Origin of the sequence: Natronorubrum thiooxidans, from assembly GCF_900156475.1 — an archaeon.
In the GTDB taxonomy this organism is placed as follows: Archaea; Halobacteriota; Halobacteria; order Halobacteriales; family Natrialbaceae; genus Natronorubrum; species Natronorubrum thiooxidans.
In genome coordinates this window covers 446,609-471,270 of the sequence record NZ_FTNR01000001.1, presented here as the reverse complement: position 1 = coordinate 471,270, position 24,662 = coordinate 446,609, and the positions used below count along the sequence as shown (strand labels likewise).

Sequence of the window (24,662 nt, the reverse complement as noted above, 5' to 3'; positions counted from 1 at the left end):
AAACTGACTCACACGGACTCCCGAAGCGCCCAGACGTCCTCGGTCGGCTCGAGGCGATGCGGCTCTGCCCCTCGAGCAGTCAGAATCCCAGCGTGGTACAACATCGCCTTCAGTTGGAAGACGGTCGGCGAGTGATAGACGGACCCATCCTCGAGCGCTGAGCGCCGAAGCTCGCCGTCTTCGGTCAGGACTCGTCGTCGAACCGCCTCGTCGCCGCGGACGAACAGTTCGACGGTAAAGGTCGGATGGAGTTCGTGCATGTGGACGACCAGATCGACGAGCGAGGGCTCGGGCTGCCAGTCGTCGTGCATGGTCTGGAGTTCGGTCACGAGCAACTCCGTCGCGGGATACTCGAACAGGACGCGTCGAGCCAGCCGCCCCCACGCCGGGGCGACGTCGACGAACCGTTTTGACGACCGATACCAGTTCTCGAACTCGGCAAGCGCCGCCTCCACGGAGCCGTACTGTGCCGTCGCGAATCGAACGACCTCCTGACCGAGCGACGTCAGCGCCGGGGCGGGGCCGGGTTCGATCAATCCGAGAAAGGTAGCGCCGCGTCTGGCATCGTCGGCCGCGCCGACGATCTTGTAGTCTGAGAGCACCGTTGCGGTGTCCCCGTCTGCGTACTGCGCGAGCGGATAGCCCAGATAGTTTTTCGGATGATTCAGCCCGAACGAGGCGTCGGTGACGCCCTGTGCGCCAGCCTGGAATCGCAGCGCCGTCGCCTCGCTCGAGGTTCGGTTACCGACGACACGGGGCACCTCGAGGGCGTCGACCGTCCCCGACTCGGCAACGCCGAGGACGCCGACGTTCAACTCCCGGGCGAGCGTGCGATCGGTTTCCGAAACCGCGGCTGCCGGCGCGGCGAGATACGCCGCGTTCGCCTCGTGAAGCCGGTCGTAGGCCTGGACGATCCCGCGTTGCGTGTCGACGCCGCCGCTCGTCTCCCCTTTCGCTTCGATGGCGATCAGCGGCGGCTCGTCGCCGAGCCGGTCGACAGCGAGCAGATCGGACTCGAGGGCGCGCACGCCGACGAGATCCGGGTAGCCGCCACCGATCCGAACGTGGTTGAACGGCGCGAGACAGTCTCGAACGGCCGGATCGACGGGGTGGCCAGGGAGCCATTCGGCTTTCGAGAACTGCGTGTCGGCGACTGCGTAGGACGGCGAGTCGTCCGCGGACTGGCTCGGAAAGAGCCGTCGCTTGGTGTGGGCCAACACCTGTGGTTCCGACAGCGGCCCTGCCGCGGTGCTCATGACTTGTGATTCGAGACAGCGATCAAGAATGTTCTGGCACCGAGATCGGTCGGGCCGGACGCCAGTGTTCGAGTGGGTTCGGCTCGAGGGGCGTCTCAATCCATCGGCTCGGTCGGTGTCGCCGCCGCCTCGCTCGAGTAATCGAGCAGGGCAATCGCGATTCGGCCAGCGACGTACGCAAAGGCGTTCGAAAGGTGGAAAAACGCGAGTCCGAGACCTGCACCGAGCACCACCGCGAGGGCTGCTTCCGGGAGCGTGTCGATCGTCCAGACGATCGGCTCGTCGTTGACCCTGAACAGTTCCTCCTCGTGTGGATACCGGAACGGGATAGTGAGAAACGAGAGCGCGGTGACGAACACGACGAGCAACACGATTGCGACGAACCCGAACCAGAACTTCACCATGAGAAAGCCCAGTCCGCGCCAGGTCGAGGGAGCGTCGAAATATCGTCTCACCGTCGCCAGCAACCCGGCCGACGAGGACCGGACGTCGTCGATCGTCTCGAGATCGACCGAAAGCAACGCGTTTGCGAGCCATCGTTCGAACCGCACAAGCAGTCGCGAGCCGATGACGGTGCCGATCAACAGCAGGATGCCGATGCCGAGCGCAGAGAGGACGGTTCCGAACCCGAAGCCGACGAGAAACACCACCGAGTACACCATTCCGAGTGGAAACGCCACAGCCAGATAGCAGAGGTTTTTGTACGTCTGTCGCTCGGCGACGACGCCGACGAAATTGGCAACCGAATAGCTCCGCTCGCGGCTTGGACGGTCTGTAGATGACATTTTGACTGACTGTTGTCTCGCTCTAGTAAAGAGGGCCGCATCCAGTTACAGGATCAGAAACAGCGTGGTGAGCCACACCCGACGACGGTTACGGCCCGGTGACCACACGAGCCGAGCGCTCGAGCGGACCGCTGACACGTCACCCGCCCACCCCAAGCACTGCCTCGAGGGTCGAGGACAGGCGTTTGTGCCTCGAGTCCGTCAACGTCGTGTATGACCGAGCCAACGCTCGTCTACGACGACGACTGTGGGTTCTGTACGTGGTGGGCGGACTACGTCGATCGACATGGCGAACTGCGTCTCGTCGGCTTTAGCGATCTGTCGGCCGAACCCGAACTCCACGGGCGGCTGCCGACGCACTACGAGCAGTGTTCGCATCTCGTGACCGATGATGCGGTCTACTCCTGTGGGGCATCGATCGAAGAGGCACTCCGTCGGACGACTGCCAACAACACCGTTCGCGACGTCATCGAGTTCGGTCGCCACTTCGAAGAGTACGAACGCGTCCGCGAGTGGGCCTACCGGCAGGTAGCGAACAACCGCGAGACGTGGGGCCAACTCGTCTCGAAGACGCCGCCAGCGAGGCAAGATGCGGCCGACGACGGGAGCCGCTGAGAGCCCGTATACGACCCAGCCGTCCCATCGCGTGCTTGCTCTGGCCTGTCAGCCACCGTCGTACTCGCCGAGCCACGACTGTACCGTCCCCTGCAGGGCACCGGTGGTACTTCCGATATTCAGGATTTGGTAGCCCGACGCGGCCTTCTCGTTGACATCGTCCATCCCGAAGCCGAGCCCGCCGAGTGGGACATCGGCCTCGAGCGCTGCCTCTCGAATCCGGTCGACGTGGTGCTCGACGTCCTTGTGGGTCGGCTCCCCAGGATGGCCCGTTGAGACGGCGAGATCGAGCGGGCCGGCGAAGACGAAGCCCAGTTCGGGCACCGCGAGGATGTCGTCGATGTTGTCGACCGCCGTCGGATTCTCGATCGTCACGCCGAGGACGATCTCGTCGTCTTCGGTGCCGACGTAGTCGTCGGCCGTCCCCCAGCGACTCGCACGGGGGCTTGCAAAACCGCGTCTTCCGGGGTCGCCGTCGTACTCGAACCGGGCGGCCTCGAGCGCCTGCTGGACCTCGTCGGCCGTCTCGATCCGCGAGACGAACAGCGAGCGGACGCCGGCGTCGAGCGCTTTTCGGATCATCCCCGGGTCGGGTTCGGGCAGGCGAACGAGCAGTTCCGTCTCGGTTACGTCCGCGGCCCGAAGCAGGTCCTCGAGTCGGTCGCCGTCCCACGGACTCGGGCCGGCGTGTTCGAGATCGATCCAGACGAAGTCGAGCCCGAGCTCGCCGTAGAACTCGACGAGCGTTGGGTTGTACGTGTTCTCGAGGATTCCAAGGGCGACACCGCCGTCCTCGAGCGTTCGCTGAAGCCGGTTGCTGCGGGGTGTGGTCGGCATAGGCGACGGACCAGCAGAACCGCAATAAAGCTTCGCGGTGAGTAAGCACCGTCGGCTCGAGCAGTTGGTCCGCTCGTCGGTTCGCCAGCCTCGAACGGGACATCTCGGCGACTGTGGACACCTACTGGCGCTCGTATCGAAGCATGGTCCCAGCGAGGACGATCACGAGTGTACCACCCGAAAGCATGGCCAGTCCGGGAACGTACGAGCCCGTCACGTCGTGAAAGACGCCGATCAACATTGGGCCGAAGAAGCCGCCGATCTCGCCGACGGCGAAAATGAAGCCGACCGCCGTCCCGGTCAGCCGCGCGCCGATCCCTTCGAGTGTCGGCGGAATCGCCCGGATGAGCGGCGACACACCGCCAATTCCCAGCCCGGCGAAAACGATTCCAATGACGGCCAGTGTCCCGGACCCGCCCGCGATCACCCCGGCAACGCCGAGGAACGCGACGCTGCCACAGCCCATCAGTGCGAGTCGCCGGGCAGCGAACCGGTCTGCAAGCGTGGGGATGAACAACACGCCGACGACGTAGGATCCGATCAACAGGCTCGTGGCCTGTCCAGCCACACCGGCCGCGAGCCCGCGCGACTCGAGTACCGTCGGCAGCCACCCCTGCAGGCCGTGGTGTAACAGCAGGTACATCGTCCCAATGACGACGATCAACTGGAGGTCGCGGTGGGACAGCACCAGCCGCAGGTCGTCGACGACCGACTCGAGGGAAAACGGGTCGTTGTCGGCCATCCGGTCGTCGATGCCGACGTGCCACGTCACGAGGAGCCAGCAGAGCCCGTAGCCGATGGCGACGACACCACTCCAGAAAAACAGCGGTCGCCAGCCGCCGAGCCACGGTCCCAGAATCGGCCGACCGACGGCGAAGACGAGCGCCGAGCCCGTCGAGGCTCCGATGAGATAGATCGCCGATGGGCGACCGGTTGCCGCTGGCGGGAACAGGACCCCGACCAGCTTCGGGAGGCCGAACGTAATCGCGGTCGCGCCGACGCCGAGCAGGAGCGTTGTGGCCAGCAGCGACGGAAAGCTGCCGGCCGTGCTTCGACCGATCTGGGCGACGCCGTAGATCAGCACACCGACAGCGAGGCTTCGGCCAGGCCCGACTCGGTCGACGGCGAGCCCGGAAAACAGCGCAAGCGGGATGTACGTCAACGGCACCGCCCCAGCGAGAATCCCAGCTTGCGTACTCGAGAGGTCGAGCTCCGCGATAATCGTCGAGAGAAACGCCGGCAGCGAGAACCAGACGAACATGAGACAGGTATAACTCCCTGCCCCGAGCACGACGAGGCCGTACTCCTGTCGGTATCCACTGCCATTAGTTCTCATGGAGTCGGGGTGTGTGCCGACACATGGAGTAGGTTGCTATACCGGTCGTATCGACCGGATGGCACCCCGATCGCTTCTTGCCGTGTGTCGGCTGTGCAGTGACGGCCAGTGGCGATCATCGCTGCACCCACGTGGGAATTATGTCGGTTGTGACCGTAGTCGACGTATCCAACGGAGGGGACAACCTGTGACATGCACCAACTGCGGAGCGACGGAGTACCCAGTCGAGCGCTATCACGTTCATCTGTCCACGGGCCAAGTCGTCGAGTTTGCGCTCTGTGAAGGATGTCGTCACAAGTTCGTCACCGCAGACTGGGTTGCGGCAGTGGTTTAAGTGGTTGAACGACGACAGTACACGGTGTCATGGTGTCGACACCGACTGAAAGTGCGACTGCGGAGGGGCACCCTGTTGGCAGGAGTCCGCTCCCGGAGTTCGTCGACTGGCTCTTCGGGGCTATCATCGCGCTGAGCGGACTGTTTCTGGTCGTCGGTGGGAGCGCGCTCGTGTTTCTGGTCGACCGAACGCTCCTCGCGGAGGGCGTCGAAGACGGAACGATCACGGTCACCGTCGGCACGACCGAACTCACCGACGCCGAGACGCTGACTGTCGCCGACGCCGTCGTCTCGTGGACGGGGCCAGGACTGCTACTGACCGGCGTTGGGCTGGTTCTGTTCGCCGTCGGGTACGTCGTCGCGAGACACCGCGCGCACCGTCAGGCCGGGACGGACGACCCCGTCAGTTCGTATGGTACGTTCGCCGTTCTCGGCGCTGTGACGACTGTCGTGCTCTCTTTTATCCCCGTCTCGCCCGCCGTCGGCGGTGCGCTGGCGGGCTATCTCGAGCGTGGCGAGTCCGATCGGACGGTCAGCGTCGGGACGCTCGCGGGGCTCTTGCCCATGCTGCCAGTAATCGCGATCCTCCTGTTCGTGTTCGGCGGCCTGGTAACCGGACTGCTGGCCATCGAGCAGGCAGGGAACGCAATCGTCGTCGGAACAGTGGTGCTCCTTTCGGTGTTGCTCGTCGCGACCGTCGGGGCCGGCCTCGGCGCGCTCGGCGGGTACGTCGGTGGTCGGCTTGCAGACCGTCGGGCGACTGTTAACTGACGCACACTACGTTTCGCATCCCGCTTCTCATCTCACGGGTGTTACGTCGACGCTTCCACCGATACAACGTCGCCGAGTTCGGGCGCACTCGCGTCGAACCCATCGCCTCGCAACTCTTCGGCGAATGCCTCACAGCGGTCGCCGTGGTTGATCAGGACTGAACTGTCGCGGTAGGATGCGAGAAACTCGAGAATGCCGTCTCGATCCGCGTGGGCCGAGAAGTCGTACTGTTCGACCTGGGCGCTGACGGGCATCACTCGCCCGTCGATCTCGGCGCTGCCGGTCTCGAGGAGGTCGCGTCCGGGCGTCCCCTCGACCTGATATCCCGTCATGGTGATCTTGTTCGCCGGATTCCGCCGGATTTCGGGGATGTAGGTCATCGCCGGCCCGCCCGAGAGCATCCCGCTGGTGGTGATGATCGCGGCTTTCTGGTCGACGATTCGCTTGCGCTGGCCGTCCCGGCCGGTAACGAAGCGGGCGTGTGAGATCGCTCGCCGAAACGCCTCGGCGTCGCGGACGTAGTCGGGATACTGGCGGAGCATCTCGGTGACCTGTGTCCCCATCCCATCGACATAACACGGGATGTCGTGGGCTGCACAGACGAGCATCAACTCTTGTGTGCGCCCGATCGCGAACGCCGGGACAACGACCGTGCCGCCGTCCCAGAGCGTCGTCTCGACGCTTTCGACGAATCGCTCCTCGACCGTAGCTCGAGGCTCGTGGTCGACGTCGGAGTACGTACTCTCACAGAGGACAATATCGGCGTCGGGACGCGCGGTCGTCCCCGACACCAGCCGCTGTCCAGCCACGGAGCTGGCGTGGCCGTTCGAACCGCTCGAGTCGACATCGGCGTCGATGTGGAAATCGCCCGTATAGAGCAGTCGCGTGTCGCCGTCATCGACGAGGACGTGGGCGCTGCCCGGAATATGGCCGGCATTATAAAACGTGATCTCGTGGCCAGCGGCTTCAAAGGGCTCCCGATAGCCGTGTGTCTCCGAGACCTGCGTGACGCGTTTGAGGTCGGGTTCAGTAAACGGGCAGTTGTACGAACCGCCGTGCAGTTTCAGCGTGTCTCGAGCGAGCGTCTGCGCGAGTTCGGCCGTCGGCGGCGTCCAGTGGATCGGCGGTCGCCCGTCACCAGAGAGAAGGGTCGGAATCGTCCCGACGTGGTCGAGGTGGCCATGGGAGACGACGACCGCCTCGGGATCGGGCGTCTCGAGCGGAAACTGGGGCGGGTTGGCGGTCAGCATCCCGAAATCGAGCAACAGCGCGTCGTTGACGAGGATCGCGCTGCGCCCGACCTCACGAGCACCGCCGAGAAATCGGATGTCCATTACCATCGCTGGGTCCTCGAGCCGTTTTCCTCCATCGTTTCCGTTCGTTCGGCCAGCGAATATGACACGGACAGCGGCGGACAGCCTGTCACCGAAAAGGCATAGGGTGGGCTACGTCAAACGGACACATAGATGAGTGCCACACTGGACGAGCGGGACATCAAGATCATCTTCGCAATCGCAGAACAGGAGACCGACAACACGGAAGTCATCCACGAACAGACCGGTATTCCGAAGTCGACGGTGCACTACCGATTGCAGAGTCTCAAAGAGGACGGCGTCATCACGAACGAACTGTACGAACTCGACCTCGAAAAGGTCGGCCTCGGAATCACGATCATCTCCGAAATCTGGGCGGAGTTCGGCGAGGGCTATCACGAACGGGTCGGCGAACAGCTCGCCGATATCGAGGGCGTCAATCAGGTCTATTTCACGATGGGCGATACTGACTTCATTGTCATTGGGCGACTCACCTCGCGGGATATGGTCGAAGAGCTCGTCGACGACTACGAGTCGATCGACGAAATTCGTCGCACGAGTTCGAAGTTCGTCATCTCGACGATCAAGACGAACACGGGGATCGGCACGCTGCGTGATTACAGTCAGGAGTCGCTGCTCGACTCACATGAGTTGCCCACTGGCGACGAAGCGGAGTAAGGACGAGTCGCTTACTCGTAGGCGGCGATCCCGGTCAGATCCTCGCCGAGGATGAGGGTATGGATGTCGTGGGTGCCCTCGTAGGTGTAGACCGTTTCCATGTTCGCCAGGTGACGCATCGGCGAGTAGTCGGTCGTGATCCCGTTCCCACCGAGCATCTCACGGGCGATCCGGGACTGGTCGCGGGCCATGCGCACGTTGTTTCGTTTGGCCATCGAGACGTGCTGTGGGCGCAAGTCGCCGCGCTCTTTGAGCTCCGTCAGGCGGTGGATAAGCAGTTGTGCGAGTGAGATCTGGGTCGCCATCTCCGCGAGTTTCTGCTGTTGGAGCTGGAAGCGCCCGATCGGGCCGCCGAACTGCTCGCGGTCCGTCGCGTACTGGCGGGCTGTCTCGAAGCAGTTTCGAGCCGCGCCGACAGCTCCCCAGGCGATACCAAAGCGCGCCTGCGTGAGACAGGACAGCGGTCCTTTCATGCCGGAGACGCCGGGGAGGACGTTCTCCTCGGGAACGTGGACGTCGTTCAGACCGATCTCGCCAGTGATCGAGGCGCGAAGCGAGAGCTTTTCGGTGATTTTGTTGGTCGAGACGCCGTCGCGGTCGGTCTCGACGAGGAAGCCCCGAACTGGGGTGTCGTCGCTCGAGCGATCACGCGCCCAGACGATCGCGACGTCGGCGATGGGGGAGTTCGTGATCCACGTCTTCGAGCCGTTGAGCACGTAGCCGTCGGCGTCGCGTTCGGCGTGGGTTTCCATCGCCGTCGGGTTCGAGCCGTGTTCGGGTTCGGTGAGGCCGAAACAGCCGACAGCCTCGCCAGCGCCGAGTTTGGGGAGCCATTCTTCTTTCTGCTCCTCGCTGCCGTAGGCGTGGATCGGATACATGACGAGTGCGCCCTGGACCGACGCCATCGAGCGCAGCCCCGAGTCACAGGCCTCGAGTTCCTGCATCAACAGGCCGTAGGCCGTCTCGGAGACGTTCGGCGAGCCGTAGCCCTCGAGGTTGGGGGCGTAAAAGCCCATCTCGCCCATCTCTGGGATCAGTTCTTTCGGGAACGTGCCGTTTTCGAAGTGCTCGCCGATATCCGGGCGAACCTGTTCGTCGACGAACTCGCGTGCCGTATCGCGGATCAGTCGTTCTTCGTCGGTGAGTTCTGCTTCGAGGTCAAGGTAGTCGAGCATTAGTGTGAATCCTCCGTTGTTGCACGAACGGCCTCACAGAGGACGTCCATGCCGAATTCCGCTTGTTCGTGGGTGAGAACGAGCGGCGGGATGAGCCGCAACACGTTCCCGTGTCGGCCGGCGCTCCAGACGAGAACGCCGTTCTCATAACAGTACTGCTGGATCGCTTTGACGATGTCGGCGTCCGGGTTGCCGTCCGCGTCTTCGAACTCGACGCCGACGAACAGCCCCTTCCCGCGCACGTCGATGATCTCCGGGGTGGTTTCTGCGACCTCGCCGATGCGGTCGCGAAGGTAGCGCCCGAGTTCCGTCGCGTGTGCGAGCAGGTCGTGTGATTCGATGTACTCGATCGCACGCAGGCCGCCGACCATCGCGGGCGCGTTGCCGCGGAACGTGCCAACGTGGCCGCCCGGCCCCCAGGTGTCGAACTTCTCGTGGTAGAGCATCGCACCGATCGGCAGCCCGGTACCGCCGAGTGCTTTCGCCATCGTGATCGCGTCCGGGGTCACGTCGAAGTGGTCCGTTGCGAACCACTCGCCGGTTCGACCCAGTCCGGTCTGGATCTCGTCGACGATCAACATCGCATCGTTGTCGTCTGCGATGTCACGAAGCCCCTGCAGGAAGCCCTCCGGCGGCACGATGACGCCGCCTTCGCCCTGAATCGGTTCGACCCAGATGCCGGCCGGCGTCTCGTGGCCGCCGTAGGGGGCCTCGAACTTCCGCTTGACGGCGTCGAGCGCGCGGGCACAACCGTCGTTCATACAGCAGTCGTCGGCCGGACAAAGTGCGCCGGCGTCGCCGGTGTCGGGATCCTGGGCGGGGTAGGGATAGGGCACGTGGACGGTGTCCGCAAGCAGCGGCGCATAGCCTTTCTTGTACTTCTTGCCCGCAGTGAGGCTGAGTGCACCGGCGGTCGTGCCGTGGTAGGAGCCTTCGAAGGCGAGCAGGCCGTGTCGACCCGTGTTGTGTTTGGCGAGTTTGATCGACCCTTCGATCGCGTCGCTCCCACTCGGGCCGCCGAAAACGACGTTACTCGCGCCAGCCAGCCCGCCGGGAGCGATCTCTCGAAGCTTGTCGATGAGATCGAGCCGCGCTTCGGTCGGGAAGTCGATCGTATGGGCGACCGACTCGAGTTGTTCCTGAGTCCCCTCGAGAACGTAGGGGTTCGAGTGGCCGACGTTCAACACGCCGATCCCGGCGAAGAAGTCGAGGAAGGTGTTGCCGTCGACGTCACGAACCGTCGCCCCGCGGGCTTCCTCGAGGGCGATCGGGATCCGTTTCGGATACGCAACGGCGCTACTGTCGATCTCCTGTTGACGCTCCAGGAGTTTCCGTGAGTTCGGTCCTGGAATCTTATCAACGGATGGTTCCATCGCGAAGTGAAGGTCGTCGATTGGCGGGCCTACTGCCATATGATACTATTTCCAGCGTCACATATATATTTGATGCGAAATCTCACGTAGTTTGCGTTAGACAGCAATAATCTAAAAGCCGGAATAGATATTGGACCTAATCCAACATCGAGAGATTGTGGTGGCGAAGGGACGCTGTGTGGGTGAAATGCTGTCTGCTCGACGGCGTCTCGCGTGCTCCTCGGCACCAAGTCGGGCGGTCGGAACAAACATGTTCGACAGAATATATGTAGACCAGTGTCAACCACAGTCACGGCTCTGAGTAACATCTGTTTTACCGGTAGAATAGCAGAAATGTTTCTAAATTGCTGTATTTGACCCAACAAAACGGAAAGAAATAGGATCTAATACACTATATAGTACACTTCTTGATGAATATACAACACCTACGAAAGATACATTAGGTATCGTATTTATGGCCCATACGGTAACGGAAGTCAAGGACGACAACTATGTCAGATACAACACAAAGCGGATTAGAAAAGGCGTTGGGGAGCAAGGAAATGCTGATCTTGGCGTTTGGCGCGATGATCGGCTGGGGATGGATCATTCTCGCAGGGGATTGGGTCAATGAAGGAGGTCCACTGGGTGCGATCACCGCGTTCGTTGCAGGGGGGATTGTCGTCGGTATCGTGGCGATCATTTACAGTGAACTGGCGTCGTCGATGCCGTTGGTCGGTGGCGAACACGTCTACAGCCTTCGTGCGCTGGGTCCGATCGGCTCGTTCGTCTGTACCTGGGCGATCATCTTTGGCTACGTCACAGTCGCTGCCTTCGAGGCGGTGGCTCTTCCGTCCGCGATGGCGTTTATCGTTCCCGGGTTCGATGCGATCCCGCTCTGGGAGGTCGCCGGCGAGCCGGTGTACGCCACCTGGATCCTCGTCGGTGTGCTGGGAACGATCGGTATTACGTACCTGAACTACATCGGCATTCGAATCGCTGCACAGTTCCAGATCATCATGACCGTCGTCATCGCGTTCGCCGGTGTCGTGTTGATCGCCGGTGCGGTGACCAACGGGCAGCCATCGCCCGATCCATCCTTCGGGGCTGGAACGGCCGGTATCTTCGCTGTCGTGTTGATGACGCCGTTCATGTTTGTCGGGTTCGACGTTATTCCACAGTCAGCGGAAGAAGCCGACATTCCGGCCCGAACGCTGGGGCTCTTGATCATACTGTCAGTTAGCATGGCTGCGCTGTTTTATATGGCCGTCATCTGGGGCTCCAGTCGTGCGCTTCCGGGTACGGAACTCGTCGACAGCGCCCTCCCCGCGGCGACGGCAATGGAGGTGCTGTACAGCAGTACCGCTGCTGGGCAGCTGATGGCACTTGCAGGCGTTGCAGGGATCATGACGAGCTGGAACGCGTTCATCATCGGCGGCAGTCGTGCCCTCTTTGCACTCGCCGAATCGGGGATGATTCCGAAATCGCTCGGGAAAGTCCATCCGGAACATAACACCCCGAGCAACGCGATCCTACTGGTCGGCGGACTGTCCGCGATTGCCCCGTTCTTCGGCGAACAGATGCTCACGTGGATCGTCAACGCCGGTGGACTCGGCATCGTCGTCGCCTGGTTCCTCGTCGTCGTCTCCTTCCTGGTGCTTCGCTACCGTGAACCCGAGATGGAACGACCATACAAGGTTCCGGGTGGCTCCGTCGTCGGCATCGTTGCGTTCGTGCTGACGGCGATTTTCATCTCGCTCTACCTGCCCGGCGGCCAATCTGCACTGGTCTGGCCATACGAGTGGCTCATCGTCCTCGGCTGGTGTGTTCTCGGTGTCGTCTTCTATGCGCTCTCGGGCGAAACATCGGTCGAGACATCCGAAGAAGTGGTCCAGAGAATCAACGCGTTAAACGACGACTAAGACGGGTTGCCGTCCCCGTGTCCCGGCAACCGCACGCGGGGTCGCGATCGCGCCGGACCTAACGGACAGCAGTCCGTCTGAAGCGGTCGGAGCGGCAACATACAGTTTTGTGACCGGACACGTCAGCAGTCATTTGAGTGGGATTCGTTCGATGGCGTCGCCTCCGCTGCCCGTTTCGTCAGCCCGATAAGATAGACGTCGAGCAAACAGACGATCAGGACGGCAAGCGGAACGGCGACGTCAGTGTAACTGACCGATTCGAACTGTAGCGCCGTCACGAAAAACGGCTCGTCGACCTCGAGTGCACCCGAAAGCGTCCGAGCGCTCAGGAACGCAAGCGCGAGCGCATAGAGGAGAAACCAGCTCACGCCGCGTTTCCACTCGCCGAAATACCAGTGGCCGAGGCCGGCAACGAACGCCGACAGGATGTATGCGGGCCAGATCGGCCGTGTACACGCGCGCATTGGACTACGTTCGACCGTCCTGAAACGGCAGTCGTGTCGCTCGCTCGAGGCGGACGAGCGGTGGCAGTGTCTCGGCGGATACACGGTCGACCTCCCTCGAAATCGCATCCGAATCGAGCGGTTCGAGGGCTGTTCGCGCTCGCTCGAGGGCGTTCGTGACGGTCGAACTACAGTGCTTGACGCGAGCCCGTGGTTCCACGATACGCGGTGTCCGTTGCCCAGAAAGGACAGCGATGGCCGTCGCTCGAGGTCTGGTGTCGTCGGTCCCGACCGTCGACTGGGACGCGAGTGCGATCATTATTGCATGGCTGTAGCGCCGCAGGCATCTGCGTGTTTCGGTCGATCCACCGACAGCGGTCACGCCGAGTGCGCCGGCAACACCCGCAAGCGTCGCCTCCACACTGACTCGAGCGTTGACTGGCGTCTCCGTGTCGAACTGGGGGAACGACCGGTGGGCAAGCGCCGTCGATCCCTGTGTCAGGAGTCGGTACAGTTCGAGCAGTCGGTCGTCGGGTAGCGGCGTCTCGGCAATCGTCGCATAGGCTGTCGCGTGAAGCGAATCGCTGGCGAGAATCGCCGCGTCCCGATCGACTGACGGCTCCGCGAGCCAGTCAGTCGCCGGCTCGGCTGTCACACCAGCGTTGCCACCAACCGAACCCATCGCGAGTCGAAGCCGAACGTATCCCTCGAGGTATCTGACCGCGTCACCGACCGGTTCGAGGACCCGCTCGAGACGGTCGATGTCCGGATTTACCCTGTGATCGGCCGCGTCGTCGCTGCACTCGCCGGCGACCGTACACAACGCGGCAGGAAGCGACCGGTCGGGCGGCGACAACGACTCGTCGACGACGGTCCGGACCGACGACGGCAGTTCGGTCGCCGACCCGTCAGTACTCGAGCGGGCGAAACGTCGGATCGTGTTTGAAGTGGTGCCAGTCATCTCACCGTATCTCGTTCGGTTCGTTCATCGGCGGTACTCGAATCACGCAGCCGCTCGTCGGGCGGGAATTCGAACGCGACTGTCTCCGGAAACTCGACGTCCGGCTTGAGGATGTCCGCGAGGACGTGATCGACCGTTCCAGCACGGATCGTCTCGAGGTATTCGTTTCGCCCGAGCGTTACCTGACGGATCTGTGCGCCGTCGAACGCCGCAAGGAGGAGTGCCGCGACGGCTTCCGGGTCGTGTGCCTGAAAGACTCCCTCCTCGAGCCCGTCCCGGAGGATCTCCTCGAGGGCACGTTGAAGACGGTCGTTGCTCTCGCGGAGTTTCGCCCGGAACACGTCGTTGTAGGGTGCCTGTGCTCGGAGTTCGAGCAACGCGGTGTGAAACGCTCGCTCGTCGTCGTCCGGCTCGGAGAGAAACCAGTCGACGAAGGCCGCGAGCCGCTCGAGTGCCGGTCGATCCCGCGTTTTGGCGACTCGCAATTCGATCCCCTCGATCAGGTACTCGATGAACTCGGCGACGATCGCTTCTCTCGAGCCGTAGTGATAGAACAGCGCGGACTTGCTCCGATCGGTCCGGTCGGCGATCGCCTGGGCGGTGAGATCGCTGTATCCCTCCTCACAGAGTGCTTCGTACGTCGCAGTCATGATCGCATCACGGATGTCGGGGTTGGTCACTGTCTGACTAGTCAGTCAGGTCCCGAAAAGCTGTTTCGGTCTCAGTGGTGCTTCAATCCTCAATTTATGCATCTCTCAGCTCAGATCGTGGCAGATAGAACTGATAACAGGCAGTAACCGCCTGCAACACGCAGAGCAGGAGTTCAGCACGACCGTCAGTGCGAAGTGGAAGACGAGCGACGGTCAAGTCACGCCAGTTCAGTCGCCAGAACATCGATGGCCGCGCCCTTGTTACTCGACAGGCTGGGTTTCAGGGAATTGATAGCTCCCGTCGAGAATCTCCTCGCGCGGCTCGTAGAGCCGGACCGTATAGTTCCACCCCTCTGGTGTGTAGAGGAAGTTCGGCTGGTCGTGATCACCGCCGAAATGAATCGTGACGCTGCCGTCGTCGTCTCGCTCTGCGGTTACGTTGTTGATCGAGTATGCGTCGTACTCGTTTTCTTCGAGGTACCACTCGCTATTGTAGACGGTGACCGACCAGTACCCGTCGACAGGGACGTCGTCGACGGTGAGCGTATATGACGTTTCGCCGTCGTTCTGTTCGGGCGTTCGCCAGAGAACGAACTCGTCCGTCTCTGGACTGCCACCCCAGGCGATCGCGGTGCCGAGGAAATGCTTGACGGGATCGACCTCGTCGGCGTCGCCCCACACGCCCCGGGAGTCGTCCATCGTCTCTCCGACCGTGATGAGCGCCTCGCGGATTCCCTCGAGTGAGTCCTGATCCCAGTTGGGGATCTCGAACGTCCCGATCGATTCCTGACTTGCCGTGATCTCGTCCTGGATGGCGTGGACGGTCTCGACGTCGTCGGGATCGTTCGGATCGAACAAGGTGCGGACCAGGACCAGACAGTACCGCGTCCCGACGTCGTCCTGTGTCAGCGTGTATTCGCCGGCGGTTGTGGACGATCCCCGCAAGTAGTTATCCTGGTTGATGACGATCAGCAACTGGTAGCGGTCACCGGTGTCCGGTTGGGTGACGGTGACCGGCTCGGTCAGGTCGAAGACGCCAGCCGAGTAGAGCGTATCACGATTCATCTGGATGACGTTCTGCTCGTCGATGGGGACCAGCTCTCGGAGGTGATAGAACGCTCCGAACCCGCCCAGTTCGGCGTATCGCGCGAGGTACGTGTCGGACTCTGCGCGCGGGTAGTTCTCCCACATTACCGGGACTGGCTCGTCTGTCTCGTTTTCAGCCAGGTGGGTATTCGCCTTCGGGGAGTGTTGGCTGGCAGTGGCGCTGCCGCCGCCCATCGCGAGTAAGCCGGCGAGACCCGCTCCGCGAAGCGCGGTGCGGCGGGTTGCTCGCAGCGGTTCAGCATCCGATTTCCTCGTCGTGTGGTGTGTCTTATCGCTCATGGCGTATGTCTCTCTGAGTGCCCTACACCGTGGATGGGATCGACTCACACTCTCGCACATCAGCGCCCTATATAATACGTTGACGATAATTTGAAATTATATCATGACAAGAGGATAGTATTGACTTGATGATGAACTCTGCTCCGTAAGTTATGATGATTCTACCGGCCAGTCAAGTACATAGACGTTCTTGAACGTTGCCAGATGCTACATTCGCGCCCTGTATCTTGCAAGCGACTCGAGGAAACAAATTGAATTTGGTTTTTTGAACGGAGAGATGCACTACGACATTTACAATTGAAGCGACACTCAGTCGAGGTCCCGATACCGTCGAATCCCGAACTGACTGTAGCCGCCGTAGGCGAGTTCGAGCGAGCCGATCCACCAGTTCCACCGCTCCGGCGGCGTCCCGTCGGGGGCATCCGAGAGCTCCTCGATGACGACGTCGGTGGTCAGTGTCGCACCCACATCGGCCTGATACTGCCCAGCGTCCGCGAGGTCGACGGCTTGTCGAACCACGACACGAGCCTGTCCCACCGTACCGTCGAACTCGTCGCGCAGCCGGGCCTCGAGTCGTTCGGGATCGATAAACACAGCTGTTCGTAGGCGGGCGACGTACTTGACTGTTCGAGCCGAAGCCGCTGCCGGTCGAAGTCGAACCCGATCACAGGGCACACTCGTAGGTCGTATCGATGTTCTTTTGAGCGACGGCCGTCTTCCGTTGCACATGGTAAGTTTCACTGTCGTCGTCGGCGACCCCGATTCCGGGTCGTCCTACCAGCTTGAGGCGGAAGAACAGGACGCAAACCGGTTCATCGGCAAGTCGATCGGCGAGGAAGTCGACGGCGGGGCAGTCGGCCTCGACGGCTACACGCTCGAGATCACCGGTGGCTCGGACGAAGCTGGGCGACCACTCAACCCGGACGTCGCCGGCGCAAACCTGAAAGAAGTGCTGATGAACGAGCGACAGACGGGCTACAAACCATCGCGTGACGGCGAGCGCCGCCGTATCACGGTTCGCGGTCGCGAAGTGTCCGACGCTGTCGCACAGATCAACGCCTCGGTCGTCGACCACGGCAGCACCGACATCGACACGCTCCTCGGCGACGCCGAAGACGCCGACGAGTAACCCCCAGCCGAATTCTTTGTTCGTCAATGGCAGACCGAATTTCGAGTGACCACCCGTCAGTGCAGACGGTCAGGTCAACGTGTACGGAGACGGCAACCGGCGTCCGTCTCGAGGTACCGGCCGACGATCGAGACGCGTTTCCGACCGACGAGGTCGTCCGCGTCGTCCTCGACGGCGACGAGTGTTTCGCACGGGTCGAACGAGCGCTGACCGGTGACGACCTCTCGATCCCCGGTATCTACGACACGCCCGATCTGGCTCGCGATCCAACCGGAGCGACCGATCGCCTCGCCGACTGGGTCGACGACCACGGCGTGGCGATGGGCGGCTCGGTTCTCGTCGACGTCATCGAACCCGAGTTCCTCTACGGACTTCGCTCCCCGGGTGAGACCGTCTACTACGACGCTCACGAGCCCCCAAGCAGTAGTTTGCAGGATATCGCCTCGGATCTCGAAGAGCAGTAACCCGCTTGTAGATTCGAGGGTCGAATCCACCGCCGCCGCCACCGACAGCGATAGCTGTTCGATTGCCGATAGCTGCCGGCCGGCGGGAACCAGTATAGCGCCTTTTTTCCACCTCGAGCGGGAATACGGGGGTATGACTGACCCACGCGAGGAGTTCCTAGCCGGTGACCGTCCGGATGACGTCGCGTTGTTTCTGGCTGACTCGTACGTCTCCGACGACCGATTGGCGGAGTTCGGCGAGCGCGTCGACGACGGCGTCTTGATCGTCGTCGACGGCGAGCGCGGCCGGAACGCGTTTCAGGCAGCGACCGGGATGGAGGCGATGCAGTTCGCCAAATCGGCGATGGACCTCGAGGGCATCATCGATGCGGATCTCACTGGCGGCACCTGCCCGGAGACGCCGGGCGACGGCGACCACGAGGTCCAGTTCATCTTTGCCTTCGCAGAAGAACAGAACGAGGACGTTGGCGGGATTTACGCCGAGGGGGACGTCATTCACGCGTACGCGCAGTGTACGTGTGGAACGGCGTACTCGGACCGCTGGAACCCCGCCGATGCCTAAGCGGTGAAAGCGGTGCAGACACTGGTCGGGCGCAAAGACCATTCTTTTGCGACCAGACGGCGTACACTCGAGTCATGAGTTCTTTCGAAACTCCACACGAGACAGGCCGTGGCTTCGGCCTCTCGAGTCGCGAGGTGCGGGTGATCGGCGGCGCGACCGGATTGATGACGATCACCGTCGCGTTGATGTACGTCTTCGCGGTGACGCCGCTTGCAGTGGTCAACGACTATCTCTTTGCGTTTCCGATCATCGGCGTGGTTGTCTACGGGGCGGCGATCATGGGCGGAGAACTGATCGCCGAGCGAGGGGTGACGAACGGCGATATGGGAGTGGCCTTCATCGGCATGGCCGTGTTGCAACTGGCCTTCGGGATCTTCGGTGCCGGAATCATCTCGTTTGTCCCACAGGAGACACAGCTGCTGGTGCTCGGAATGACGGCCGTCATCACCGCACTGCTGACGGCACTGGTCTCGGGGTACGTCTACGCGCGCTCGAGGACGTTCGAACACTGGGGTCGGTTCGCGAACTACGCGTTCCTCGGCGGTATCGGTGTCATTCTCGTCGGGACGTTCGTCCTGCAGGTGCTGTTGCTGGTCGGCTTCGTGCTCATCTTCCTTGGCTTTTTGCTCCGGCTGGGCTACGAAATTTGGCAGGTCCGCGATCAGCGCAACGCCTCGGTCGCTCTCCAGACCATCGGCGTCTACATCGCTGTCGCTGGTGTGTTCGTCCACGTCCTCCAGCTCGTGATGCGGTACGTGCTCTCTCAGGAGTAGTCAGCAGGTTCGAATTTACACCCTCGAGACGCTCGAGGGTCGTTCTCGGTTCGATTTGGGGTGGTTCTCGAGTCAGCTACTCGTCGGCCTGTTCGTCGTCCGCCGCGTCGGCCTCGGCGACGACGTCACGGAACGCATCGAGGATGACCTGTTTCGTCACCGCGCCGCGGGTCGTCCAGTGGTTCGCGTAGTCGAGCATATCGTCGTAGATGTCGGGTTTACAGCCCGCAGCCTTCGGGTGGCCGCCGCCGTTGACCTTGCCCGCGACCTTGTGACACAACTGGAACTCGTCGGTGCCCCGAATCGAGGCCGAGCCGGCGGGTTTGACGACGACAGAGGCGTCGGCCCCCTGCTCACGCATCGCTTCGGCGACCTCGTTCTGTGAACAGCGGCCGTAGGTGATCCCGACCGAGTAGCCGCCGATGTCGCGGAACTCCGAGCGACCGACTGCCTGCTCGATCAGCGCCTCCTTTTCGACGCGGCGTTCTTCGAGGAACTCACGAACCCAATCGGGCAGGTCGACGCCGTACTCGCGGACGACCTCGACGTACTCGACAGGGTCGGTCCAGTAGGCGTAGTCTGCGAGGTCGTCGCTGCGTGGGTCCTCGCGCAGCCAGAGGTCGTGATCCCGTGTCACGGTGGCCAGTTCCTCGTACATCGGACCGAACTCGTACTCGAGCGAGCGGTAGACGACGTCCGCGCTACACTCCTTGTCGGAGTCGCCGACGACTAGCGTTGCCCCGGCGTCGCGCACCGACGCGGCGACGTCGTCGCCCCACTGGTGGTGGTCGTACCATTCGACGCTGGCCCCGGTCTCGAGGGCTGCCTCAAGTTCCTCCTCGACGTACTCGTAGCGGTCCGGCGCGAGGTCACAGACGAAGATGTCGATCCCCTCGTCGCCGTACTCGGCGACCCGCGCCAGCGCGTCCTCGACGTTGTGCGGGCTTGCGGGAATCAGGGCGACGGTGTGGGGCGTGGGTTCGGGCTCCCCGAGCGGTTCGTCGGCCTCGCCGGCGAGACTGACGGTTTCCTCGTCTGCGTCGTCGACGGCATCGGCCGCGTCCGAGGCGTCAGTCGGTTCGCCGTCGGGTTCCGGGATCTGCTGGACGTCGTTGTAGGCCTCTCGAATCAGCGCCACGCAGGCTAGGCCGTCGGCGTCAGGGTCGGCGATGACGGCGACGTCGGCTCCCTCGAGTGCGGCTGCCGTCTGTTCGTCCTCGAGGTCGTCCTCGAGAGTATCGGGCAGAAAAAAGCCAGTGCCCGGCAGAACCGACTTCCGGGCGATCGAGAGATCGCCGCTATCGATGAGTTCGTCGTACATGGGTAGTTTTGCGAGTCGGGCGGGGAAGTGACTTGCCCTCTGGCGCGGCGTTACCGGACTGGCGCGCCGTCGGCCTCGTCTCCAGCCATCGGATCGAGTTGTCGAACGGAGAGGACGGGGGCGGGCGAGGTGCGAACGATTCGTTCGGCGACGCTGCCGAGCAGAAGGCGGTTCTCGCCGTGACGGCCGCGGGTCCCGGTCGCGACCAGATCGGCGTCGATCTCGCGGGCGTACTCACAGATCTCGGCTGCGGGTCGGCCCTCGCGGACGGCGGTCGTGATCTCGGTATCCTCGTCCGCACGCTCCTCGACGGTCGCGAGTGCGGCGTCGGCGGTCGTCTCGAGGGCGGTTCGCAGTTCGTCCCGAAGCTGTTGGGGTGAGGCGTCGACCTCGCTGGCGTCGACGACCGAGAGCGCGTGCACCTCGGCGTCGAATCGATCCGCGAGATCGAGTGCAACGTCGATGGCCCGCTTGACACTCTCGGAGCCGTCAGTCGCGACCACAACCGTGTCGAACATACGTGGGGATTACGACCGAGACGGCTTAAACACCGGCGACTCTTCATCGTGAGCCGACGCGAGAATCAGGAACGGTCACGAGCGATTGTCGGGTGGCTTTTTGACGCCGGGGAACACACCACCGCGTATGGACGACAGCGAGCCGTTTACCGTCGAGACTGTTCTCGCGCCGGTCGACGGAAGCGAGGAATCCGCGACCGCCGTTGAGTACGCCGTTGCCGTCGCTGACCGCTACGATGCCTCGGTCCACGCTCTGTTCGTGCTCGGCCGCGGCGTCGTTCGCGGGATGAACGCCGGCACCGTCGACGAAGAGGCCATCGCAGCGGATACGCAGGGCTTCTTCGACGAGATACAGGCCGTCGCAGAGACGGCAGACGTTCCACTCGTGACCGCCGTCGACGACGGCTTCTCACAGACGCGCAAGACGCGCCATCCCGGCAACGTCGTTCTCGACACTGCCGATTCGATCGATGCCGACTTTATTGTGCTTCCGAGAGAACCGGTCACCGACGCCGCCTCGGCGGAAGTCCTCGAGAAAGCCGCGGAGTACGTGCTTGCGTATGCGAGCCAGCCGGTTCTCTCGGTGTAGTCCAGGCGTCTCCGAACGTCACTCGAGCCGGATCGCCATCTCTTGTTCGAAGCTTTCGGTACCGGTCGACTCGAAGCCGACGCGTTCGTAGAGGGCGATCGCTGGGTTGTTCCAGCGTTCGACGGTCAACCACACGCGTTCGATCCCGATGTCACTCGCGTGCCCGAGCAGATGCTTGAGGAGTTCCGTCCCGATCCCGGCGCGCTGGTAGTCCTGTAAGACGAAGATCGCGAGTTCCCACTCGATATCGCCCTTGTCCGCGACCGACGACGGATCGTCGGTGTCGGGGACCAGCGTGGCATGTGCGACGACGTCATCGCCGTGGCGGGCGACGACGTTGGCGCTCTCGTCGGCGATCGTCTCGAGCCAGTTGCGGATGCGTGATCGCCCAGTCGGTGGAATCCCCTGTGCTCGATCGGTGGGATCGAACTGATCGTACATGTCGACGGCGTCCTCGAGGGTCTCCTCGAAGTCGGCTTCGGCGCTGATCTCGATAGATCGTCCGTCCCCATCCTCGAACGTCGTCGTGGGGGAGGGGAACGGTCCGGACGGCCCGTCGGGATACGGTCGTGTTCCAGCCATCGTTATCGCACCAGTTTGACCGTTGTCGGTGCGTTCAGAAGGACGAACTCGGTGATCGGGCCAAGCTGAATCTTCCCCATCGGGCTCAGGGTTCCGCCCCCGATTACCAGCTGATCGTACTCGCCCTGTTCGGCGTAATCGACCAGGGAGCTGCCCGGGTCTCCCTCGAGCGTGATGACTTCCGCGTCGACGGCTGCGTCCGTGAGGAGTGTCTCCGCCTGCTGTGTCATCTCCGCTTGTGAGCGTTTCGCCTCGGGTTTGTCGACGATAGCAACGGTGAGATCGTCGCCGACCTCCTCCGTCCGATCGATCGTCCGCCGAAGCGTTTTGATCGATTCATCGCTTCCAACGAGACCCACTAGGACGTTCATACACATGCGTGTGCACTGATGGACGAAAACCGTTGTGCCACTAGTGGCATCGCACGCCTGACCTGCAGGGTCGAATCTGGCGGTGAAAATCGATTCGACCCTGCGGTCGACGCGTGGGAGGGTACTAGAGAGGGACTCGAGTGCGAGTAAGCGTATCTCCCGCATGCGTTGCGTATGACGACGACGTTAAGACCGTGTGGTGAATACGTTGACCGAATGAGTGATGCGGCGCTCGATGTCGTGGAGTTTCTGCTCACGACGAGCGTGTATTCGGACGATCGAACGCTGGATGAGAACGATCTCCCACCGTCGTACCGGCAAGTATACTGGTCCGGTGGCGTCGACAACGACGGCGACGAGGGAGGCGGCCGCAAACACGCCGGCATCAGTCGGCCGCTCTCAGCCACGAACAACACCGCCCGTGAAGCGACTGGCATCGGCCAGCCCTGGGCGGCGGTCTCGGAGTTGATGTTTACCGACCGCGACGAGTTCTCGGGGACCATCACCCTCGTCGAGGAAGCGATGGCCGAACAGTGGTTCGCCGAGCGCGTCGACGACGACCGCCTGCTCGAGAACCCGACGCTGGCCAAACACTTCACGACCCACGAGGAGTTCGGCGACACATTCGACGTCACCCACGAGGAAGCCCGGGAACAGAACCGCCCGATCCAGGCCGACCGCGTCTGGATCGACGGCTTACTCGAGGAGTATTTCGATGAGGAAGACGACGAGGAGATGCTCGACCTCGTCGAGGTCCGCGCCCCAGAGGAGGTCGACATGTCCCTGGACGACCTCGTGTTGACCAAGGACCAGGAGAACGAACTCGACAAGATCGCGAAGGCGATCGAACATCGCGATTACCTCGCGAACATCGGCCTGCGCGAGATCGGGAAACTGCTGTTCGTTGGCCCGCCGGGAACCGGCAAGACGTCGACGGCACAGGCACTCGCTCAGGACATGGATCTGCCGTTCGTCGAGGTCAAACTCTCGATGATCACGAGCCAGTATCTCGGCGAGACGGCCAAAAACGTCGACAAGACGTTCGAGGTCGCAAAACGGCTCTCGCCGTGTATCCTCTTTATCGACGAGTTCGACTTCGTCGCCAAGACCCGTCGCAGCGACGAACACGCCGCGCTCAAACGCGCCGTCAACACCCTGCTCAAAAGCATCGACAACATCTCGCTGATCGATGACGACGTCTTGCTCATCGGGGCGACGAACCACCCCGACCAGTTAGACGACGCCGCCTGGCGGCGCTTCGACGAGATCATCAACTTCCCCAAACCCGACCGCGGCATGCGGGCGGACATCCTCGGTCTCATCACCCGCACGATGGATATCGAGGAGTTCGACCCGCAGCTTATCGCCGAGGTCACCCAGGGACTGACCGGCAGCGACCTCCGGATGGTCCTCCGGGAAGCCGTCCTCGAGGCCTTGACCGAAGACCGGACGACGCTGACACAGCAGGATCTGCTCGACGCCGTCGAGGAGTTCGAAGAACGGGATACGCTGAAGAACATGGACATGATGGGCGGCGATCACGACGCACTCGTCGCCGGCGGCGACCTCAGCGGCGACGGTGGTCACTCACACGACCACGACCACGATCACGACCACAGCCACTGAGCCGACAGCGGTGTCGACAGTGCCGGGCGAAACGCCCAACTGCCCACCTGTTGTCGTCGGGGTATGCACGATTTCCATACGCATACGAACTACTCCGACGGCCGGTTTCTCGAGGGGATGGTACAGGCCGCCGACAGCGCCGGCCTCGAGGGAATCGGGCTGACGGACCACTGTACGATCTCCGCTCGCGACCGGCCGGCGACCGTTCGCAACGTCTACGGCTTCAATCTGGATCTGACCTACGAGCGCCGCCGCCGGGCGATCGACGAACTTCGTGACCGCAGCGACGTCTCGCTCGAGATTTACGACAGCGTCGAGATGGATTACGATCCCCGCGACGAGCGCGCGATTCGGGAGTTTCTCGCCGAGGCCGACTTCGAGTACACACTCGGTAGCGTCCACGCCGTTGACGGGCTGAACGTGCAGGTGCCGGGGAATTTTACGGGGCTGAGCGAGGGTGACCTCGACGCGGTCGTGGATGACTACTTCGAGACGCTCGTCTCGCTGATCGAGTCGGAACTGTTCGACGTCGCCGCCCACCTCGACCTGATCGAGCGGACACCACCGTTACGCGGCCGTGCGACGACGGATCACTACGACCGCGTCGCTCGAGCGCTGGCCGACTCGCGGACGGTCCCCGAGATCAACGCCGGGCGCGCAACGGCGGAGACGACGATCGTCCACCCCGACGAGGCGTTTCTCGAGGTGCTTCGGGAGTACGACGTGGCCGTCACCGTTGGGACCGACTCCCATCGGCCGGCCGAAATCGGCGACCGAGCCGCGTTTCTCGAGGCGTATCTCGCGAGCCGGGACCTCGAGCCGGTCAGTCCGCCGGGCCTCGAGTGAGCGTGAGTCACAAGCGGGCACTCGAGGCGAGGCGTGTCCGGTACCCGACTGCTTTTGCCCGCGGCAGC

At 62.7% G+C, this 24,662-nt stretch carries 27 protein-coding genes; 11 read left to right on the top strand and 16 right to left on the bottom strand.

Annotation, left to right across the window (positions count from 1 at the left end):
• Positions 1–8: 8 nt before the first annotated feature.
• Positions 9–1,256 (bottom strand): hypothetical protein, encoded by a 1,248-nt coding sequence (locus BW940_RS02380; RefSeq protein ID WP_076607569.1) that lies wholly within the window; start codon positions 1,254–1,256, stop codon positions 9–11.
• Between the two features lie 95 nt (positions 1,257–1,351).
• Positions 1,352–2,041 (bottom strand): sensor domain-containing protein, encoded by a 690-nt coding sequence (locus tag BW940_RS02375; protein WP_076607568.1) that lies wholly within the window; start codon positions 2,039–2,041, stop codon positions 1,352–1,354.
• Between the two features lie 213 nt (positions 2,042–2,254).
• Between BW940_RS02375 and BW940_RS02370 the strand changes: the two genes are divergently transcribed.
• Positions 2,255–2,656 (top strand): DCC1-like thiol-disulfide oxidoreductase family protein, encoded by a 402-nt coding sequence (locus BW940_RS02370; protein WP_076607567.1) that lies wholly within the window; start codon positions 2,255–2,257, stop codon positions 2,654–2,656.
• Between the two features lie 48 nt (positions 2,657–2,704).
• Here BW940_RS02370 and BW940_RS02365 read toward each other — a convergent pair whose 3' ends face one another.
• Together BW940_RS02365 and BW940_RS02360 are read right to left on the bottom strand one after the other, a co-directional pair.
• Entirely contained in the window at positions 2,705–3,493 is a 789-nt protein-coding gene (locus BW940_RS02365; RefSeq protein ID WP_076607566.1) for an HpcH/HpaI aldolase family protein, read from the bottom strand.
• A gap of 121 nt (positions 3,494–3,614) precedes the next feature.
• On the bottom strand, positions 3,615–4,829 hold the full coding sequence (locus tag BW940_RS02360) for an MFS transporter (protein WP_076607565.1): 1,215 nt from the start codon (positions 4,827–4,829) through the stop codon (positions 3,615–3,617).
• 363 nt (positions 4,830–5,192) lie between these two features.
• Between BW940_RS02360 and BW940_RS02355 the strand changes: the two genes are divergently transcribed.
• A complete protein-coding gene (locus BW940_RS02355; protein WP_076607564.1) occupies positions 5,193–5,933 on the top strand; it encodes a DUF5518 domain-containing protein in 741 nt (246 codons plus the stop codon).
• A 41-nt stretch (positions 5,934–5,974) separates the two neighbouring features.
• Here BW940_RS02355 and BW940_RS02350 read toward each other — a convergent pair whose 3' ends face one another.
• Positions 5,975–7,267 carry an MBL fold metallo-hydrolase gene (locus BW940_RS02350; protein WP_076607563.1) on the bottom strand — a complete coding sequence of 431 codons (1,293 nt, stop codon included), beginning with the start codon at positions 7,265–7,267 and terminating at the stop codon, positions 5,975–5,977.
• A 132-nt stretch (positions 7,268–7,399) separates the two neighbouring features.
• Here BW940_RS02350 and BW940_RS02345 point away from each other — a divergent pair, with 132 nt between their 5' ends.
• On the top strand, positions 7,400–7,924 hold the full coding sequence (locus tag BW940_RS02345) for an Lrp/AsnC family transcriptional regulator (RefSeq protein ID WP_076607562.1): 525 nt from the start codon (positions 7,400–7,402) through the stop codon (positions 7,922–7,924).
• Positions 7,925–7,935: 11 nt separating this feature from the next.
• On the opposite strand, the gene BW940_RS02340 is transcribed toward BW940_RS02345, so the two are convergent.
• A complete protein-coding gene (locus BW940_RS02340; protein WP_076607561.1) occupies positions 7,936–9,099 on the bottom strand; it encodes an acyl-CoA dehydrogenase family protein in 1,164 nt (387 codons plus the stop codon).
• Positions 9,099–10,511, bottom strand: coding sequence for an aspartate aminotransferase family protein (locus tag BW940_RS02335; protein WP_076607560.1), 1,413 nt, complete (start codon positions 10,509–10,511; stop codon positions 9,099–9,101). The genes BW940_RS02340 and BW940_RS02335 overlap by 1 nt, the downstream gene beginning before the upstream one ends.
• A gap of 452 nt (positions 10,512–10,963) precedes the next feature.
• Between BW940_RS02335 and BW940_RS02330 the strand changes: the two genes are divergently transcribed.
• The gene (locus BW940_RS02330) at positions 10,964–12,373 is read left to right on the top strand and encodes an APC family permease (RefSeq protein ID WP_076607559.1); all 1,410 of its coding nucleotides are present in this window, start codon (positions 10,964–10,966) and stop codon (positions 12,371–12,373) included.
• Positions 12,374–12,495: 122 nt separating this feature from the next.
• Here the strand turns inward: BW940_RS02330 and BW940_RS02325 are convergent, their stop codons facing one another.
• The 5 genes from BW940_RS02325 to BW940_RS02305 all read right to left on the bottom strand — a co-directional run bounded on the left by BW940_RS02325 (position 12,496) and on the right by BW940_RS02305 (position 16,407).
• Complete coding sequence (locus tag BW940_RS02325; RefSeq protein WP_076607558.1) at positions 12,496–12,837, bottom strand: hypothetical protein; 342 nt, start codon at positions 12,835–12,837, stop codon at positions 12,496–12,498.
• Between the two features lie 4 nt (positions 12,838–12,841).
• Positions 12,842–13,777 (bottom strand): hypothetical protein, encoded by a 936-nt coding sequence (locus BW940_RS02320; RefSeq protein WP_076607557.1) that lies wholly within the window; start codon positions 13,775–13,777, stop codon positions 12,842–12,844.
• Positions 13,774–14,457, bottom strand: a complete 684-nt coding sequence (locus BW940_RS02315; protein WP_173834832.1) for a TetR/AcrR family transcriptional regulator — start codon at positions 14,455–14,457, stop codon at positions 13,774–13,776. Before BW940_RS02315 ends, BW940_RS02320 begins: the two co-directional genes overlap by 4 nt.
• A 231-nt stretch (positions 14,458–14,688) precedes the next feature.
• Complete coding sequence (locus tag BW940_RS02310) at positions 14,689–15,813, bottom strand: DUF1214 domain-containing protein (protein ID WP_084776711.1); 1,125 nt, start codon at positions 15,811–15,813, stop codon at positions 14,689–14,691.
• 309 nt (positions 15,814–16,122) lie between these two features.
• Positions 16,123–16,407, bottom strand: a complete 285-nt coding sequence (locus BW940_RS02305) for a hypothetical protein (RefSeq protein WP_076607555.1) — start codon at positions 16,405–16,407, stop codon at positions 16,123–16,125.
• Positions 16,408–16,540: 133 nt separating this feature from the next.
• On the opposite strand from BW940_RS02305, the gene BW940_RS02300 reads away from it, so the two are divergent.
• From BW940_RS02300 to BW940_RS02285, 4 genes are all read left to right on the top strand, one after another.
• Positions 16,541–16,942 (top strand): 30S ribosomal protein S6e, encoded by a 402-nt coding sequence (locus BW940_RS02300; protein ID WP_076607554.1) that lies wholly within the window; start codon positions 16,541–16,543, stop codon positions 16,940–16,942.
• A gap of 26 nt (positions 16,943–16,968) precedes the next feature.
• Positions 16,969–17,406, top strand: a complete 438-nt coding sequence (locus BW940_RS02295; protein WP_076607553.1) for a DUF7112 family protein — start codon at positions 16,969–16,971, stop codon at positions 17,404–17,406.
• 133 nt (positions 17,407–17,539) lie between these two features.
• On the top strand, positions 17,540–17,968 hold the full coding sequence (locus BW940_RS02290) for a DUF5807 family protein (RefSeq protein WP_076607552.1): 429 nt from the start codon (positions 17,540–17,542) through the stop codon (positions 17,966–17,968).
• 74 nt (positions 17,969–18,042) lie between these two features.
• Positions 18,043–18,741 carry a hypothetical protein gene (locus tag BW940_RS02285; RefSeq protein ID WP_076607551.1) on the top strand — a complete coding sequence of 233 codons (699 nt, stop codon included), beginning with the start codon at positions 18,043–18,045 and terminating at the stop codon, positions 18,739–18,741.
• A 76-nt stretch (positions 18,742–18,817) separates the two neighbouring features.
• On the opposite strand, the gene BW940_RS02280 is transcribed toward BW940_RS02285, so the two are convergent.
• Positions 18,818–20,062, bottom strand: coding sequence for a DHH family phosphoesterase (locus tag BW940_RS02280; RefSeq protein ID WP_076607550.1), 1,245 nt, complete (start codon positions 20,060–20,062; stop codon positions 18,818–18,820).
• A gap of 50 nt (positions 20,063–20,112) precedes the next feature.
• Entirely contained in the window at positions 20,113–20,580 is a 468-nt protein-coding gene (locus BW940_RS02275) for a universal stress protein (protein ID WP_076607549.1), read from the bottom strand.
• A 127-nt stretch (positions 20,581–20,707) separates the two neighbouring features.
• Here BW940_RS02275 and BW940_RS02270 point away from each other — a divergent pair, with 127 nt between their 5' ends.
• Positions 20,708–21,169, top strand: a complete 462-nt coding sequence (locus tag BW940_RS02270) for a universal stress protein (RefSeq protein ID WP_076607548.1) — start codon at positions 20,708–20,710, stop codon at positions 21,167–21,169.
• Positions 21,170–21,187: 18 nt separating this feature from the next.
• On the opposite strand, the gene BW940_RS02265 is transcribed toward BW940_RS02270, so the two are convergent.
• Positions 21,188–21,751 carry a GNAT family N-acetyltransferase gene (locus BW940_RS02265; RefSeq protein WP_076607547.1) on the bottom strand — a complete coding sequence of 188 codons (564 nt, stop codon included), beginning with the start codon at positions 21,749–21,751 and terminating at the stop codon, positions 21,188–21,190.
• Positions 21,752–21,753: 2 nt separating this feature from the next.
• Entirely contained in the window at positions 21,754–22,122 is a 369-nt protein-coding gene (locus tag BW940_RS02260) for a universal stress protein (protein ID WP_076607710.1), read from the bottom strand.
• Between the two features lie 216 nt (positions 22,123–22,338).
• Here BW940_RS02260 and BW940_RS02255 point away from each other — a divergent pair, with 216 nt between their 5' ends.
• Together BW940_RS02255 and BW940_RS02250 are read left to right on the top strand one after the other, a co-directional pair.
• A complete protein-coding gene (locus BW940_RS02255) occupies positions 22,339–23,748 on the top strand; it encodes an ATP-binding protein (protein WP_076607709.1) in 1,410 nt (469 codons plus the stop codon).
• 63 nt (positions 23,749–23,811) lie between these two features.
• Positions 23,812–24,594 (top strand): PHP domain-containing protein, encoded by a 783-nt coding sequence (locus tag BW940_RS02250; protein WP_076607546.1) that lies wholly within the window; start codon positions 23,812–23,814, stop codon positions 24,592–24,594.
• Positions 24,595–24,662: the final 68 nt, after the last annotated feature.